This is a genomic window from Peribacillus glennii (assembly GCF_003429105.1).
In the GTDB taxonomy this organism is placed as follows: Bacteria; Bacillota; Bacilli; order Bacillales; family DSM-1321; genus Peribacillus; species Peribacillus glennii.
This window is the reverse complement of sequence record NZ_QVTD01000003.1, coordinates 1354754-1370670: the sequence shown is the minus strand read 5'-3', so window position 1 is coordinate 1370670 and position 15917 is coordinate 1354754. Positions and strand designations below refer to the sequence as shown.

Below are 15917 nucleotides of genomic sequence, written 5' to 3'. Positions count from 1 at the left end.
AACGATGCGAGTTGTAGTACAGCGTTCGAAAGAAGCCAGAGTACTGGTAAATAGGGAAACCGTTGGAGAAATCAATCACGGCCTTGTCCTGCTGGTTGGGATAACACACGGTGATGATGCCGATGATGCTGCCTACGTAGCCGATAAGATTGCCAATCTTCGCATCTTTGAGGATAGCGAAGGAAAGATGAATTTATCATTGCTTGACATAGGCGGCCAAATCCTTTCAATTTCCCAATTTACGTTATATGGTGATACACGGAAAGGGAGAAGGCCCAACTTTATGGAAGCGGCCCGGCCGGAAGAGGCGAACCCTATGTATGAGCTCCTGAATGAAGAATTCCGAAAAAAAGGCATAACCGTAGAAACCGGAATCTTCGGTGCCATGATGGACGTGCAGCTCACCAATGACGGACCTGTGACCATCATTGTGGAAAGCAAAGAAAAGAAATGAAAATCCTTGCCTGCTCTAGGCAAGGGTTTTTTTTGCAGAAAGGAAAGATCCTTTCTGCATAGAGCTACTTAAAGTAATCCTCGAGCCCTGTATATATAGCCGTTGAAATACTTTCCAAATACTGTTTGGAATTTAGCCTGGTTTCCTCCGCCCCATTGCTCAAATACCCAAGTTCCAGCAATGCCGCTGCCTTTTCATTTTCCCTCACGACGTGATAATCCCCAAATCGGTACCCCCTGTTAATAACCCGCAGCGAGGAACCGAGAGATTTGCTTATGCAGGCAGCCAATGATTTTTGATAGGAATGATAGTAATAGGTTGTGACGCCGCTTACCAGGTGATTTCTTGCGTAATCATAGTGCAGGCTGATGAATGCATCTGCGTTATGGTAGTGGGAAACCCTCACCCGAGCAGGCAAAGATAAATAGTAATCCGAACTCCGGGTCAGAATGACAGTTGTCCCTGCAGCCTCCAGCTTGTCCCTTAATATCAAGGCGGTCTCCAATGTGAGGCTCTTTTCCTGAGTCCCCTGCACGCCTTTAGTGCCCCGGTCCCTTCCGCCATGGCCCGGATCTATTACGATTAATTTATCTGAAAGATGTTGCGCGGAGCCGTGCCTCTTCACTCGTGGGGCATCCCCTGAAACCGATACGACCCAGCTGGCCACATATCCCGTTGCACCGCTTTCCAGCCGGATCTTATACCAATCATCCTCTGAACCAATAATCTTGAATCTGTCCCCGACAAAGGTTCTTGCCATGATGAGAGATTGGACGTCAGGTCTCGTTCTTATATTGGTGCCGTTTTGTGTAATCACTGCCTCGCCATTTGCAGGCAATTGGTTTAAGGAAATTTGAGGAGATATATTTCGTTCCTTGTCCCTGTCAATAAAATTCCTATTGTCCTTAGTGCCAGGATTTTTTCTCTCATTCTCTGAACCTTCTTCAGGCGAATCATTCAAAGGGCTCCCCGATAAAGAAAGGTAATCTTTATGTACCCAGCCGTAAGCTGAGTTATAGGCTATTTTTGCCCAATTGCCTTCCACGGTATTGATTTTCACCTTGCTGCCTTTTTCAAGCTTCCCTAGCACTTGTCCTCGAAGTGAAGCGTGAGTCCGGACATTTATCGTTTCTGTCACTACCGTTTCTGCTGATGTTTCCGTTTTTTGATTGACAATGATTGTTTTTTGGCCAATAAAATCTTCAAGAATCCATCCTGCCAAATCCTGATTTTTTATTTGGATCCAGGTCCCATTTTGCGCCAGAATCTCAACCGTGCTTCCCTGTTTTAAGGAGCCCACAAGATTATGGGAAGTGCCGGGCCCGGTCCGTACCCTGACATCCTCTGTTTTGATGATGCCCTTTCCCATGGATTGAGCGGAATCGGCAGATAGGTTCCTATCCGCTTTCGCCAGCCATTTCGCAACCCAGCCCTCCGTCCCATCCGAAGTTCGGATTTTAAGCCACTCATTTTCTTCCATCACAATCGTGAAGGACATTCCAAAAGGTATTTTTTCAACAACCTCGTAACTTACTCCAGGACCTTCACGCATATTGATATGATTCCGTTGCACGACCGCTTCGCCATTTTCGACCGCTTCCGCTTGTCCCATAGGATAAAGCGCGGTGGCAAACAGCAACGAATACAGGGCTGTTTTTCCTTTATGCAAAATAGCCATTACGATCTCCCCTAAATAAAACGATGTAATCGGTGGAGAGAAACAAATTCAATTTTTCTTTAAAAAACCCTCCTGCAGAATGAAAAAAATTCGGCGGTAAGGAAAGAATAGGAATTATGATTCATATTTACGATAATTGCCGACAAAAAATAATTTCAATGCGGGGGTGTTAAAATGAAATTCAGTGAAAAAGGGCAAACCAGCATAAACGGGGAAAACCAGCTATTGGGTGTCGACTTTCATGATTTTATCCAAAAAGAACAAGGAGCCAATTTAATCGAATTAGCTTCTGAATTCGGCCTTACTATGCGGGATGCCAGAAATCTCAAGAGGCGCCTCGGCAGATCCTAGGAAGCGGGAAAACATGGACGGTGCAATTTCCCCTGTTTATCTTGACATTTTCTGCATCCGTCATTATCATTAGATAAATATAATACATACTAATTCAAAACCAATGATGGAGAAGAGTAATTAAGATCCACATGAAAAGAGAGGAAATGCCCTGGGCTGAAAGCATTTCCACATGATGGCTTAAGGAAAGAACACTCCGTAGGCTTCGCTCTGAAAAAGGCAACCCTTTAGTAGGAGATGAACGTAGACAGGCGTTAACTGTTTTTGAGCGGAAGCATGCGCGCGCGCCTGCTTCAATAAGGGTGGCACCACGGGAACAACTCTCGTCCCTTGTAACGTAATGGTTACAGGGACGGGGGTTTTTTTTGTGTTCTTTTCTGTTAGCATGAAAAAAATCGCTCCGCTTAAATGAACTGCTTTTTCGCTTAATTATTGAATGTATCGCTTAATTCATTAAGCTTCTCGCTTATTTATGTGGATTATCGGGTTAATTCAAGCCTTTATCACTAAAACCATCTTGTTCGTCAACTACATGCTGTATAGACGAACTATTTCAGTTGCAAGAGGGAGGAACACAACATGTCAATACAAATGCCGCGCGGAACCCAGGATATCCTTCCTGGCCAATCGGAAATCTGGCAGTACATCGAAAATGCTGCTCGTGATTTATGCAGAAGATATCAATATAAGGAAATCCGTACACCAATATTTGAACACACAGAATTATTCCTTCGCAGTGTCGGGGACACCACTGATATCGTCCAAAAGGAGATGTATTCCTTCCAGGACAGGGGCGGCCGCGATATAACCCTGCGCCCTGAAGGTACAGCTGCTGTCGTGAGGTCGTATATTGAGCATAAAATGTTCGGTTGGGCAAACCAGCCGGTGAAGCTTTTCTACATCGGGCCGATGTTCCGTTATGAACGCCCTCAGGCAGGCCGTTTCCGCCAATTCGTCCAATTCGGAATTGAAGCAATTGGCAGTGCGGACCCAGCAATTGACGCAGAGGTGCTTTCACTGGCCATGGGCTTATACAGGGAGCTCGGATTGAAAAAGCTAAGGCTTGTGATTAACAGCCTTGGAGATAAGGAAAGCAGAACTAATCACAGAAATGCCCTGGTCGATCACTTCGAACCGCGAATCGGGGAGTTTTGCAGCGACTGCCAGAATCGCCTGCAGACAAACCCGCTGCGGATCCTCGATTGTAAAAAAGACCGGGATCATGAGCTGATGAAAACTGCTCCTTCGATTCTTGATTATCTGAATGAGGAATCGAAGGTTTACTTTGAAAAGGTTCAAAAGCATTTAACGGATTTGGGCATCGAGTTTGTTGTAGATCCGACCCTTGTGCGGGGGCTTGATTATTACAACCACACCGCTTTCGAGATCATGAGCGAGGCAGAAGGCTTTGGGGCAATTACGACCCTTTGTGGCGGCGGCCGCTACAATGGCCTTGCTGAGGAAATAGGCGGCCCTGAGTCCCCTGGAATCGGCTTTGCGTTAAGCATTGAGAGGTTGATTGCCGCACTGGAGGCGGAAAAAGTGGAACTCCCGATCGATCCGGGAATCGACTGCTACCTCGTTTCACTAGGGGATGCAGCACAGGATTATACCGTCAAGCTTGCATACGAGCTAAGAAATGCAGGGTTTACAGTGGAAAAGGACTATCTCGACAGAAAAGCAAAAGCACAGTTCAAATCAGCAGACAGGCTTCATGCAAAATATGTGGCTGTCCTTGGCGATGATGAACTATCAAATAATAAAATCAATCTAAAAGATATGGAAACGGGCATCCAGACAGAAATGGATCTTGCTTCCTTCGTCGAAGATTTTAAGAAGCTAAAAGGTTAAGGAGGAAACGGGATGTTTGGCAGATCATACTTCTGTGGCGAGATCACAGAAAAAGCTATCGGGGAAAAGGTAACATTAAAAGGATGGGTTCAAAAACGAAGAGACCTTGGCGGGTTGATTTTTATTGATTTACGGGACAGGACAGGGATTGTCCAGGTTGTATTCAACCCGGATGTTTCAAAGGAAGCGCTGGAAATAGCGGAAAAAATCCGCACTGAGTATGTTCTTGATATTCAAGGGACTGTTATTGCCCGTGACGAATCAAATGTAAACCAGAATATCAGCACCGGAAAAATTGAAATTCAGGCCGAAGCCGTCAAGATTGTTAATGAAGCAAAAACACCTCCATTTGCCATTGCGGACAAAACGGAGGTATCAGAAGACATCCGCTTAAAATATCGCTATTTGGATTTAAGGCGGCCTGTCATGTTCAATGCCTTAAAAATGCGCCATCAAACGACAAAAGCAGTCCGCGATTTCCTCGATGGAGAAGGCTTTTTGGATATTGAAACCCCAATCCTGACAAAAAGTACACCGGAAGGCGCTCGTGACTACTTGGTGCCAAGCCGTGTTCACGAAGGGGAATTCTATGCACTGCCTCAATCGCCGCAAATTTTTAAGCAGCTTTTGATGGTTTCCGGGGTAGAACGCTATTATCAGATTGCCCGCTGCTTCCGTGATGAAGACCTGCGCGCTGATAGACAGCCGGAATTCACTCAGATTGATATTGAAACCAGCTTCATGAGCCAGGATGACATCATGTCGATGGCAGAAAGCATGATGGCAAAGGTCATGAAAGAAGTGAAAGGCCTGGATGTGAGCCTTCCATTCCCAAGAATGACATACGATGAAGCCATGGGCCGCTTTGGTTCGGATAAGCCGGAGACACGCTTTGGCATGGAACTGATCAATGTTTCCGAACTCGTTGCAGACAGCGGCTTTAAGGTATTCTCCGGCGCCGTTGCAAATGGCGGTGAAGTAAAAGCCTTGAACGTGAAAAACGGTGCGGCAGACTACTCCAGAAAAGATATCGATGCTTTAGGGGAATTTGCCGCTGTATATGGCGCAAAAGGCCTCGCCTGGTTAAAAGTGGAGGCAGATGGATTAAAGGGGCCAATTGCGAAATTCTTTAACGAAGAGGACCAGAAGCAGTTAATGCAAGCTACAGAAGCATCCGAGGGGGATTTGCTGCTGTTTGTCGCAGATAAGAAAAGCGTTGTCGCTGATGCCCTCGGCGCCCTCCGCTTAAAGCTTGGAAAGGAAAGAGGCCTTATCGACCAAAGCTTGTTCAATTTCCTTTGGGTCGTCGACTGGCCGTTATTGGAATATGATGAGGAGGCCGGCCGTTATTTCGCTGCCCACCATCCGTTCACAATGCCGGAAAGGGATGACCTGGAAAAGCTGGATACTGACCCTGCAAGCGTCCGTGCCCAGGCCTATGACCTTGTATTGAACGGCTATGAGCTTGGCGGAGGATCCCTGCGTATTTTCGAACGGGATATCCAGGAAAAAATGTTTAAAGTACTCGGCTTCTCTCCGGAAGAAGCGAATGAACAGTTTGGCTTCTTGATGGAAGCTTTCGAATACGGAACCCCTCCTCACGGTGGAATTGCGCTGGGATTGGATCGCCTGGTCATGCTTCTTGCAGGGCGCACAAACCTTCGGGATACGATTGCCTTCCCGAAAACAGCCAGTGCAAGTGACTTGCTTACAGATGCACCAGGTGTAGTGAGCGAGGCGCAGCTTGAAGAGCTTCATCTGAAACTTGCGGTAAAGCCGGAGAAGGTGCCATCCGGGGAAGCAAAATAAACATTGAAATAGAAGCTCAAAATGTGAAAAATTTCCTATTTCTGTTCGCTTGAAACGAAAACAACAAGTGTGATATGATACTCTCAAGTTAGTAAGAGTCCTGATGTGTACGTTCTTTAACCTATAAGTTTTGACCGAACACTTATAGTTACGGGAGCCCCAAGTTTCCGGGCTGCGTAAATGCCTCCCAAGAGAGGACTTACAAAAGTGCGGAACCGAGCACCCACCTGCGGAGAGCGGGTTCAAAACAAAGGCATAAACGGCACGATCGGGACTCTTACACCCTTTAAAAACCCGAATTTAATTCATTTTTTACAAAGTGAATTAAATTCGGGTTTTTTCGTTATAAATGAAAAAGACATCCGTTCTGAGTGAACGGGTGCCTATGCCAGTTTCTATTAGGAGACAGTCAAAGCGCCTCTTTATGAAGTATTTAAAGGCTTGGCAGACGGCTACGGTATTGAACCCTCGGTGATGGACATCAACAAAAACATCAGGCTGGAACTCTTTAAACTCCGTAATTTGGCCCTTCACCAACAGCGCCGGCAGGCAAGGCGACCGACGTTATTGAGCCCAGTGACATTAAACCAATTAAAGACAATGCAATCAGTTTCTTCTTTTTCAAATAATCAGTCTCCTAATCCGAGTTTAGAATATTCAAAAAAATAACATCCCGCAAGGAAAATCGTACACAGAAAATAGAAAAGCGTATATAGACTATTCCTACCAATATTATCTAAATAATAAAAAGAAGTTCTAGGACGAATAACCTGCTTCCCTATTTCTTTAATTTTCGATAAAGCTAAATTTCTTTCTTAATTAAGAACGGAAGAGTTAAATAAAAATAGGAAGGAAAAAGGGGATAATCAGTGATAATAAAAGACACCTATGGAAAACTTGTTTTTATTGATGTTTATGTTATATTTTTGAAAGGGAACGATATAGGGTAAAGAGATTTCAGTTGGAGTTGAATAGATATGCTGCACCAATTCTCGCGCAATGAGTTAGCGATTGGCAAAGAAGGGTTAGAGAAATTAAAGAATACAACAGTGGCAATCCTCGGTGTTGGAGGCGTAGGGTCATTTGCGGTGGAAGCCCTGGCCCGCTCAGGAATCGGCCGCCTTGTCTTAGTGGATAAGGATGATATCGACATTACAAATGTAAACAGGCAGCTTCCTGCATTGTTATCCACTGTCGGGCAGTTTAAGGCAGATTTGATGAAGGAACGGATTAAAGACATCAATCCCGATTGTGAAGTCATCTCGTTAAAGATGTTCTATACGGAAGAAACATATGAAGAGTTCTTCAGCTACGGGCTTGATTATGTGGTGGATGCCTCCGACACCATCATATATAAAATCCATTTGATGAAAGAATGCTTGAAACGGAACATCCCAATGATTTCCAGCATGGGAGCTGCCAATAAAATGGATCCCACACGATTCCAGATTGCCGATATTTCTAAGACCCATACAGATCCGCTTGCCAAGGTGATACGCACGAAGCTTCGCAAAGAAGGAATCAAAAAAGGCATTCCGGTCATTTTCTCCGATGAAAGCCCGATTGTCATCAGGGAAGAGGTCCGTAAGGAGGTAGGGAACGATGCCGCCAAAATAAGGAAAGCCCAAATGCCGCCATCCTCCAATGCATTCGTCCCATCGGTAGCCGGTTTGATAGCTGCCAGCTGGGTTGTCCGCGAAATTCTTAAAGATATACGGATTGAGCGTGTAAGCGACGAAAAATAATTGGATACTATATGCTGAGCCCAAGCTGAAAACAGCTTGGGTTTTTACATTTCCGATAACGATACATATGCTAAAAACTATATAAGAATAATTGATGTATAAGCGCTTTAATAGATTAAAGCAGAAAATCGCATTTTACTATAGTAATAGAGATTTTGTCAAAATAATAATTTATAAAATATATATAGACGAATTACCTAGAATAGAGTAGAATATTTTCAGAATATTATTTTTATTTGCAAGGTTGATTATTTTTAAAAGTTTTGCATATTTCAGCTCGCAGAATCACACACTCTAGAGAATATGCAAAATCAAAAACTATGAAAAATAGGGGGAGAATTGCATGAAAAAAAGAAAGATTGGCGGTGTAATGTTATCACTATCATTAAGTGCCACACTTCTTCTGGCGGGCTGCGGAGGCGCTGAAAAAAGCGGCGGGTCTGGCGGAAGCGGAGGCGGAGACACAATAAAGATCGGTGCTAACATGGAATTGTCGGGCGGGGTTGCTTCTTATGGCCAATCCGGAGTTCAGGGATTAGAGCTTGCTTTTGAGGAAATCAACAAAGAAGGAATCGACGGCAAGAAACTGGAATTGGTCAAAGTCGACAATAAGTCGGACGCTGCCGAGGCTACCAACGGCGCCTTGAAGCTCGCAACGCAAGATAAGGTTGCTGCAATCGTTGGTGCTGCCACGAGTACTAACACCTTGGCGCAGGTTCAAATCGCGACAGATAACAAGCTCCCTTTAATCACTCCGACAGGAACAAACCCTGATATCACGAACAAGGGCGGCAAAGTAAATGATTGGGTGTTCAGGACATGCTTTATCGATCCGTTCCAGGGAACAGTTGCTGCGAACTTTGCTTCAGACAAATTCAAGTCCAAAAATGCTGCTGTGTTCATTGATACCGCAAGTGATTATTCAAAAGGACTGGCTAAAGCCTTCAAGGAGTCTTATACAAAAAATGGCGGCAAAATTGTAGCGGAAGAAGCATATGTTGCCAAGGATACAGATTTCCGTGCGACACTTACACGGATCAAATCAGCTAAGCCGGACTTCATCTTCCTGCCTGGTTATTATGAAGAAGTAGGCTTAATTGTGAAACAAGCCCGTGAAGCCGGCATAGATGTGCCAATCATGGGCGGCGATGGCTGGGATTCACCGAAGCTTGTTGAGATAGCTGGCGGCAAAGCATTGAACAATACGTTCATCACTAACCACTATTCCGCTGCTGACAAAGACCCTAAGGTACAGGATTTCGTAAAGGCATATGAAGCTAAATACAATGAAACGCCGGATGGATTTGCTGCACTTGGTTACGACACCGCATATTTGCTGGCTGATGCCATCAAGCGTGCTGGTGATGCAAGCCCTGAAAAAATCAAAGAAGCATTAGCGGAAACAAAGGATCTTGCATTAGTGTCAGGACAAGTCACTTTGAATGAACAGCATGATCCGATTAAACCGGCATCCATTCTTAAATATGAAGATGGTAAACAAACATTTGATTCAAAGGTTAATCCTTAATACGGAATTTCGGCTCCCTGATAAAGGCAGGAGGTTCGAGTTTTCAATAGGCAGGACAGGATTCTGGAAAACAGGGGCCTGTCCCCCTATTTATTTTAAGAAGTTTTAAAAATAGCGTTTATCCAAGGAGAGACGAAAATGGAACTGATACAACAGCTTATTAACGGAATATCTCTCGGCAGCATATATGCCCTTATCGCTCTCGGTTACACCATGGTATATGGAATTGTTAAGCTGATTAACTTTGCGCATGGCGATGTCTTTATGGTAGGGGCATTCGTTGGCTTTTATTCCATAACGATACTTGATTTGACTTTTTTTCCAGCACTGCTGTTAACAATGGCTGTGACCGCCCTTTTCGGTGTCATCATTGAGCGGATCGCGTACAAGCCATTGCGTAACGCGACCAGGATTGCGGCATTGATCACGGCAATCGGCGTATCGTTGCTCATAGAATACGGCTTTATTTATTTTCGCGGTGCACAACCGGAGGCTTATCCGGCAGATGTGCTCCCAACTGAAAAGATTTCGATTCTAGGCGTATCGATCAACAGCCAGTCAATCTTCATTCTTCTTACATCCGTCGTCCTAATGATCATTTTACAGTTCGTCGTGCATAAAACGAAAATTGGGAAAGCGATGCGTGCGGTTTCCTTTGATGCTGAAGCAGCCAGGCTGATGGGCATCAACGTGAATAATACAATCTCGGCTACGTTCGCGATCGGTTCTGCGCTGGCAGGCGCTGCCGGTGTCATTTTTGGGATTTATTACAGCAAGATTGAGCCTTTGATGGGGATAATCCCTGGATTAAAGGCATTCGTTGCTGCGGTGCTCGGCGGTATCGGAATTATTCCCGGGGCAATGGTTGGAGGATTGCTATTGGGGGTTGTCGAATCGCTCGTTAGTGCTGCAGGGTACTCTTTATGGCGGGACGCGGTGGCATTTATTGTACTTATCTTAATCCTTATCTTCCTTCCATCAGGATTGTTCGGAAAAAATAGAAGAGAAAAAGTATAGGGGAGACAAAGCGATGACTATTCTAAAACGTGCAAAAGGTTTTTGGCTCTCGATCACATTGTCTATTATCCTATTTGCAGTCATTCAATTTTTGATCAACGGTGCTTATTTAAATGGTTTTTATATTAATACGATTTTCTTTATGGGCATTAATATTATCCTTGCGGTCAGCCTGCATCTAATCATTGGCATTACCGGCCAGTTTTCGATCGGCCATGCGGGATTTCTGGCTGTAGGAGCCTATGCCTCCGCGATCATGACAATGAAGATGGAGCAGCCATTCGTTGTGTCTATCATTGTTGGCGGGATTGTAGCCGCGATTGCCGGGCTTATTATCGGCATTCCGAGCTTGCGGCTAAAGGGAGATTATTTGGCAATTGCGACGCTTGGTTTTGGGGAAATCGTCCGGATCACATTCTTGAATATTGATTATGTTGGCGGGGCAAGCGGCATGCAGGTGTCACATTTAACTACCTGGCCGTGGGTGTTTGGGTGTGTACTGATCACGATTTTGGTTATCAGGAATTTCACGAATTCAACGCATGGGCGCGCCTGTATCTCCATCCGCGAAGATGAAACGGCGGCAGACGCAATGGGAATCAACACAACCTATTATAAGGTTATCGCATTTGTGATTGGTTCTTTCTTTGCCGGTATTGCAGGTTCATTATATGCCCACAACTTCTATATTATCCAGCCTTCAAATTTCGGTTTCTTAAAATCGTTCGATATTTTGATCTACGTGGTTCTTGGCGGGCTTGGCAGCATGTCCGGGGCTGTAATCGCAGCTATATTGCTTACAATCATTTCGACATTCCTTCAGGATTATCCTGAAACCAGGATGGTCATCTACAGCATCATCCTGATCGTCATGATGATTTACCGTCCGCAAGGATTAATGGGTACGAAAGAATTCACTTCATTCTTCAAGAAAAAGAAAGACATCGGGGGAGGTCCTGGGGATGGCAAACAACACACCGTTGCTTAAGGTAGACAACGCCGGCATCCAGTTTGGAGGTTTGAAGGCCGTATCAGGCGTAAACGTAGAATTGTTTCCGGGGGAACTGGTCGGCCTTATCGGGCCGAACGGCGCAGGTAAAACAACTTTTTTTAACCTGCTTACAGGTGTTTATGTGCCAACAGAAGGCAGCATTTCCCTAAATGGGGAAAGGCTGAACAAACAGCCGCCTTTTAAGATAACAAGAAAAGGAATCAGCAGAACATTCCAGAATATCCGTTTGTTCAGTGAGCTTTCGGTTATCGATAACGTAAAAGTAGCCTATCACTCCCTTGCAAAGCATTCGATTCCAAGTTCCATTTTGCGGATTCCGGGACATTTTAAGGGCGAGCAGGAAATGCATGAACAAGCGGTCGAGTTTTTGAAAATTTTCAATCTTGACCGTTTCATGGATGAAAAAGCGAAAAACCTTCCGTATGGGCAGCAGCGCCGCCTTGAAATCGCGCGTGCCCTCGCCGCAAACCCAAAGCTTTTGCTTCTCGATGAACCGGCCGCGGGGATGAATCCTCAGGAAACTCAAGAGCTGATGAAGCTTATTGGATTCATAAGGGAGAAATTCAACTTGACAGTCCTGTTAATCGAACATGATATGCCGCTTGTAATGGGTGTTTGCGAAAGAATTTATGTATTGGATCACGGCCAGCTGATCGCACAGGGTACGCCTGCAGAAATCAGGAATAATCCAAAAGTTATCGAAGCGTATCTCGGCGAGGAGGTTTCCTAATGTTAAAGGTAGAAGGAATCGATGTATTCTATGGTAATATCCAGGCCATAAAAGGTGTAACGCTGGAAATAAATGAAGGGGAAATCGTGACATTGATCGGTGCAAATGGCGCCGGTAAAAGTACATTGTTAAAAACGATTTCGGGACTTTTAAAGCCAAAACACGGCAAAATCCTGTATGAAGGAAAATCAATAGCAGGAAAGGCTGCACAGACGATCGTGAAGCAAGGGATTTCCCATGTCCCGGAAGGGCGCCGGATATTTGCGAATATGACGGTGGAAGAAAATCTTGAACTAGGTGCTTTCCTCCGCAAAGATAAAGCTGGAATCAAACAGGATCTTGATAAGGTATATGAACTGTTCCCGCGATTGCTTGAACGTTTGAAACAGCAGGCGGGTACCCTTTCAGGAGGGGAACAGCAGATGCTTGCGATGGGTCGCGCCCTGATGGCTAGACCACGCCTTTTGCTTCTCGATGAACCATCCATGGGACTTGCTCCTTTGCTTGTGAAAACCATTTTCCGGATTATCGAGGAAATTAACCAGACTGGCACGACAATATTACTCGTCGAACAAAATGCGAACCTCGCGCTTTCCATCGCCGACAGGGCCTATGTAGTAGAAACCGGCCGAATTGTCCTATCCGGTGATGCGGAAGATTTAACAGCAAGCGAACAGATCAAGATGGCTTATCTAGGTGGACATTAAAGAAAAGCGGCATCCTTTCTGATAAAAGGGGATGCCGCTTTTTTTGAATTATGCTTCCTTAACACTGTTTTTGCGAAGCAAAACCAAATAAAGAATGATGGATATCAGCACTGAAAACGCTGATGTAATATAAATGCTTCCGTAACCTAACCAATGGCCGATCTGTCCAAAAGCCATGGCCCCAACCCCGACTCCGAGGTCAAAGAATGAAAAGAAAGTGGCATTCGCCATTCCTTTACGACGAACTTCCGCTTTTTCAACGGACCAAGCCTGCAATGCGGGCTGTATGGAGCCAAATCCCAATCCATAAAGCACAGCTGCCGTATAAAGAATGCCGCTGTTTGGCAGCCAGGCTAAAAGCAGCATCGCTGCCAGGATCAACATGCATCCAGGGATGAAAACAGCCCGATGGCCTTTCAAATCATATAATCTTCCAGCGAACGTCCTCGATAACATCAAAGCAAGGGCGAAAAAAAGAAAATACCATTGGATGCCGGCTACATGCTCTTTAGCTGCGTATAACGGGAGAAACGAGGCAATGCCCCCAAAGGTTATCGTGATAAAGAAAAGCAGGATCGAAGGCTGTAAGGCACTTTTTTCGTAGATGTCCCATTTGACATGTACCGTTTTGGCAGGCGGTTGTTCGGCTTTTTTATATGTAATCCTTGATGATAACAGAACTGCTGCCAATCCCAGCGCTGCGCATATTAAAAATAATTGGGTGAAGCTAATCGCTCCGGTCAAAGACAAACCAAGCGAGGGCCCGAACGCAAGTGCAATGTTGCCCGAGAGCCCGTAATATCCCATGCCTTCCCCACGCCTCTTTGGCGGGATGATGTCCGTCGCTATGGTCCCTGAAGCAGTGGTCGAAAAACCCCAGCCAATCCCCTGGATAATCCGCAGGGCAAACAGGAAGATAATCCCGGTTGCAAGTCCGAATGATCCAACAGAAAGGACGAAAATGGCAAGCCCGAACAAATAGACAAATTTCCTCCCTTTTGTTTCCAAAGCATGGCCAGCATAGGGCCTTATCAGCAAGGCAGAAAATGTAAAGATTCCAACCACGAATCCGATCAGTTGATCATTCCCCCCTAAATGCTCAACGAACAAGGGAATGGTCGGCAATGTCATCTGGAAGCCGAGAAAAATAAAAAAATTGGCCATACAGACCAGGATAAAATCACGCGTCCATATTTTATCTGAGGTTTCCGTGATTCCTTTCGCTACTGACTCACTCATGCAAGGCCTCCTCAAAAGTCATTTACTACCATTTTACAGGAGATTACTTCGGGCCGCTAACTATTTTGCTCATTCTGTTATTCATAAAGCTTTTTATAAAAACTGATCTTTATTTAAAACAAGGAAAACAGATGGAGCTCTATAATAATGGCGGACGAAGCTTATGACAAAATCATTTAAATATTACAGGGTAATATTAATAATTAGTAAAGGACTTACAACATATTTATTAAGATTCCGACAAGAAACTCGGTAAGAGAACATACCATGCTATAATACTCATTGTTTTTAAAAGTAAAGGCGTGGACAAGCAAGGTAAGAGACGCATTCGGGAGTTTGAAAAATTCAATCTCAATACTAGCAAGAGTAAATATAGACTTAAAACAATTCAATGAATATGACTTCCAGGTGTCCATTTTTACCACCTGGTAAAGCAAAACACGGAAAATGAAGTGCTGCTGATGAGAATTAGTGAAAATGTATAGGCTAGAGAGAAGTGTATTTTAAAGGATTAAATGAACGATGTTTCGTTCAATTTTAGGTTCATAAATTGTTTAGAGACTTGTGGTGGCTATTTTTCAGGATTACAAGCTTACTATATTTTGAAGCTCACCCTTGTGTAGATTTATAAGAAATAGTCAAAATAAGATGAAGCAGGTGAACAATTATGGAATATCAAAGTCTGGTGAGTATAATCATGCCGGTTTACAATGCAGAAAAGTACCTAAGCAAATGTATAGATTCTATCTTAAATCAATCATATAAAAATTTGGAACTTATTTTAGTCAATGATGGTTCAAAGGATAAAAGTGGTTTTATATGTGATGAATATGCAAAAAATGATCATCGTATAACAGTGATTCATCAAGAAAACTCCGGTCCCTCCGCTGCGCGAAATAATGGGATCAAAGCCGCACAGGGGACATACATTCAGTTTGTCGACTCTGATGATAGTATGGAAGCGGATATGACTAAAAATTTGGTTGAAGCAATGAACAATACGGTACAACTTGTACTATGTGGTTATCATTCAATAGAACTTAATGATGGGAATACTACAATAACAAAAAGAGTTCCACTTACCCAGGGTACATTGCAACACACTGAGTTTATTGAATGCTTTGGAGAATTGTATAACAATCAAATGATTAATCCGCTTTGGAACAAATTATACGTGAAAGATATCATAAAAGAATTTAATATAAGCTTTATAGAAGAGCTCAACATGGGTGAGGATCTTTTATTCAATCTTGCGTACATCAAGGTTTGCGGTCAGATAAGTGTCATTACTGATCCATTATATAATTATATAATTTTTAATAACAATTCCCTTACACGAAGCTTTAAAAAAGGCTATTTCGAAAATCAGCAAATGCTCTTCCGGCAGATTAGGGATTTATTACAGGAAACAAATAGTTATACAGGGGTTAATAGGGATTTTGTTGAAGCGACTTACGCCAAGAGTATAGTCCGCTGCTTTAGTAATTTGTTTCATGATGGCAGCAACCTCACTACAAATGAACAAAAAGGGCAGATAAGCAATATTATTAACGATGACTATGTCCGGGAAAACTTCCTGTATTTTAAGGATGGGAACCTACAGAAACAATTGATTGGATACTTGATTCAACATAAATCAATTAACGGCATCTATTACTTTTTTAAATTGAAAGGTGTTACTCGGAACAAAATTAGGCCGTTATTTGACTTAGTAAAAACATTCACTAGTAAAAATAGCAGCAGAAACAAAGTTGGTATGGTGTAAACATTATATTCTAGTCACTTTATAAAAAGGG

General features: G+C 43.8%; 13 protein-coding genes, 1 other RNA gene and 1 other annotated feature. Of the genes, 12 read left to right on the top strand and 2 right to left on the bottom strand.

Annotated features, from left to right (window positions below):
• Positions 1–4: 4 nt before the first annotated feature.
• The gene (gene dtd / locus D0466_RS08180) at positions 5–454 is read left to right on the top strand and encodes a D-aminoacyl-tRNA deacylase (RefSeq protein WP_117322005.1); all 450 of its coding nucleotides are present in this window, start codon (positions 5–7) and stop codon (positions 452–454) included.
• 64 nt (positions 455–518) lie between these two features.
• Here dtd and D0466_RS08175 read toward each other — a convergent pair whose 3' ends face one another.
• Entirely contained in the window at positions 519–2132 is a 1614-nt protein-coding gene (locus D0466_RS08175; RefSeq protein WP_117322004.1) for an SH3 domain-containing protein, read from the bottom strand.
• Between the two features lie 174 nt (positions 2133–2306).
• Here D0466_RS08175 and D0466_RS22535 point away from each other — a divergent pair, with 174 nt between their 5' ends.
• From D0466_RS22535 to D0466_RS08130, 10 genes are all read left to right on the top strand, one after another.
• Positions 2307–2483, top strand: coding sequence for a hypothetical protein (locus D0466_RS22535; protein ID WP_199484517.1), 177 nt, complete (start codon positions 2307–2309; stop codon positions 2481–2483).
• 94 nt (positions 2484–2577) lie between these two features.
• Positions 2578–2817, top strand: a binding site (T-box leader).
• A gap of 245 nt (positions 2818–3062) precedes the next feature.
• Positions 3063–4334, top strand: coding sequence for a histidine--tRNA ligase (hisS, locus tag D0466_RS08170; protein WP_117322003.1), 1272 nt, complete (start codon positions 3063–3065; stop codon positions 4332–4334).
• A 12-nt stretch (positions 4335–4346) separates the two neighbouring features.
• Positions 4347–6143 carry an aspartate--tRNA ligase gene (gene aspS, locus D0466_RS08165; protein ID WP_117322002.1) on the top strand — a complete coding sequence of 599 codons (1797 nt, stop codon included), beginning with the start codon at positions 4347–4349 and terminating at the stop codon, positions 6141–6143.
• A 94-nt stretch (positions 6144–6237) separates the two neighbouring features.
• A non-coding RNA gene (ssrS, locus tag D0466_RS08160) (6S RNA) lies at positions 6238–6422 on the top strand.
• A gap of 698 nt (positions 6423–7120) precedes the next feature.
• A complete protein-coding gene (locus D0466_RS08155) occupies positions 7121–7888 on the top strand; it encodes a tRNA threonylcarbamoyladenosine dehydratase (protein ID WP_117322001.1) in 768 nt (255 codons plus the stop codon).
• A 343-nt stretch (positions 7889–8231) separates the two neighbouring features.
• The gene (locus tag D0466_RS08150) at positions 8232–9416 is read left to right on the top strand and encodes an ABC transporter substrate-binding protein (RefSeq protein WP_117322000.1); all 1185 of its coding nucleotides are present in this window, start codon (positions 8232–8234) and stop codon (positions 9414–9416) included.
• A 138-nt stretch (positions 9417–9554) separates the two neighbouring features.
• A complete protein-coding gene (locus D0466_RS08145; RefSeq protein ID WP_117321999.1) occupies positions 9555–10433 on the top strand; it encodes a branched-chain amino acid ABC transporter permease in 879 nt (292 codons plus the stop codon).
• 13 nt (positions 10434–10446) lie between these two features.
• Entirely contained in the window at positions 10447–11421 is a 975-nt protein-coding gene (locus D0466_RS08140) for a branched-chain amino acid ABC transporter permease (RefSeq protein WP_117321998.1), read from the top strand.
• On the top strand, positions 11396–12175 hold the full coding sequence (locus D0466_RS08135) for an ABC transporter ATP-binding protein (RefSeq protein ID WP_117321997.1): 780 nt from the start codon (positions 11396–11398) through the stop codon (positions 12173–12175). Before D0466_RS08140 ends, D0466_RS08135 begins: the two co-directional genes overlap by 26 nt.
• Positions 12175–12882 (top strand): ABC transporter ATP-binding protein, encoded by a 708-nt coding sequence (locus tag D0466_RS08130; RefSeq protein WP_117321996.1) that lies wholly within the window; start codon positions 12175–12177, stop codon positions 12880–12882. The genes D0466_RS08135 and D0466_RS08130 overlap by 1 nt, the downstream gene beginning before the upstream one ends.
• Positions 12883–12930: 48 nt before the next feature.
• Here the strand turns inward: D0466_RS08130 and D0466_RS08125 are convergent, their stop codons facing one another.
• Positions 12931–14121, bottom strand: coding sequence for an MFS transporter (locus D0466_RS08125; RefSeq protein ID WP_117321995.1), 1191 nt, complete (start codon positions 14119–14121; stop codon positions 12931–12933).
• A gap of 667 nt (positions 14122–14788) precedes the next feature.
• On the opposite strand from D0466_RS08125, the gene D0466_RS08115 reads away from it, so the two are divergent.
• Positions 14789–15886: a glycosyltransferase family 2 protein gene (locus tag D0466_RS08115; protein WP_117321993.1), complete on the top strand. Its 1098-nt coding sequence runs from the start codon at positions 14789–14791 to the stop codon at positions 15884–15886.
• Positions 15887–15917 lie beyond the last annotated feature (31 nt).

Coding starts and splice junctions, on each gene's coding strand:
- dtd (WP_117322005.1), top strand. CDS start 5: ATGCGAGTTGTAGTACAGCGTTCGAAAGAAGCCAGAGTACTGGTAAAT.
- D0466_RS08175 (WP_117322004.1), bottom strand. CDS start 2,132: ATGGCTATTTTGCATAAAGGAAAAACAGCCCTGTATTCGTTGCTGTTT.
- D0466_RS22535 (WP_199484517.1), top strand. CDS start 2,307: ATGAAATTCAGTGAAAAAGGGCAAACCAGCATAAACGGGGAAAACCAG.
- hisS (WP_117322003.1), top strand. CDS start 3,063: ATGTCAATACAAATGCCGCGCGGAACCCAGGATATCCTTCCTGGCCAA.
- aspS (WP_117322002.1), top strand. CDS start 4,347: ATGTTTGGCAGATCATACTTCTGTGGCGAGATCACAGAAAAAGCTATC.
- D0466_RS08155 (WP_117322001.1), top strand. CDS start 7,121: ATGCTGCACCAATTCTCGCGCAATGAGTTAGCGATTGGCAAAGAAGGG.
- D0466_RS08150 (WP_117322000.1), top strand. CDS start 8,232: ATGAAAAAAAGAAAGATTGGCGGTGTAATGTTATCACTATCATTAAGT.
- D0466_RS08145 (WP_117321999.1), top strand. CDS start 9,555: ATGGAACTGATACAACAGCTTATTAACGGAATATCTCTCGGCAGCATA.
- D0466_RS08140 (WP_117321998.1), top strand. CDS start 10,447: ATGACTATTCTAAAACGTGCAAAAGGTTTTTGGCTCTCGATCACATTG.
- D0466_RS08135 (WP_117321997.1), top strand. CDS start 11,396: ATGGCAAACAACACACCGTTGCTTAAGGTAGACAACGCCGGCATCCAG.
- D0466_RS08130 (WP_117321996.1), top strand. CDS start 12,175: ATGTTAAAGGTAGAAGGAATCGATGTATTCTATGGTAATATCCAGGCC.
- D0466_RS08125 (WP_117321995.1), bottom strand. CDS start 14,121: ATGAGTGAGTCAGTAGCGAAAGGAATCACGGAAACCTCAGATAAAATA.
- D0466_RS08115 (WP_117321993.1), top strand. CDS start 14,789: ATGGAATATCAAAGTCTGGTGAGTATAATCATGCCGGTTTACAATGCA.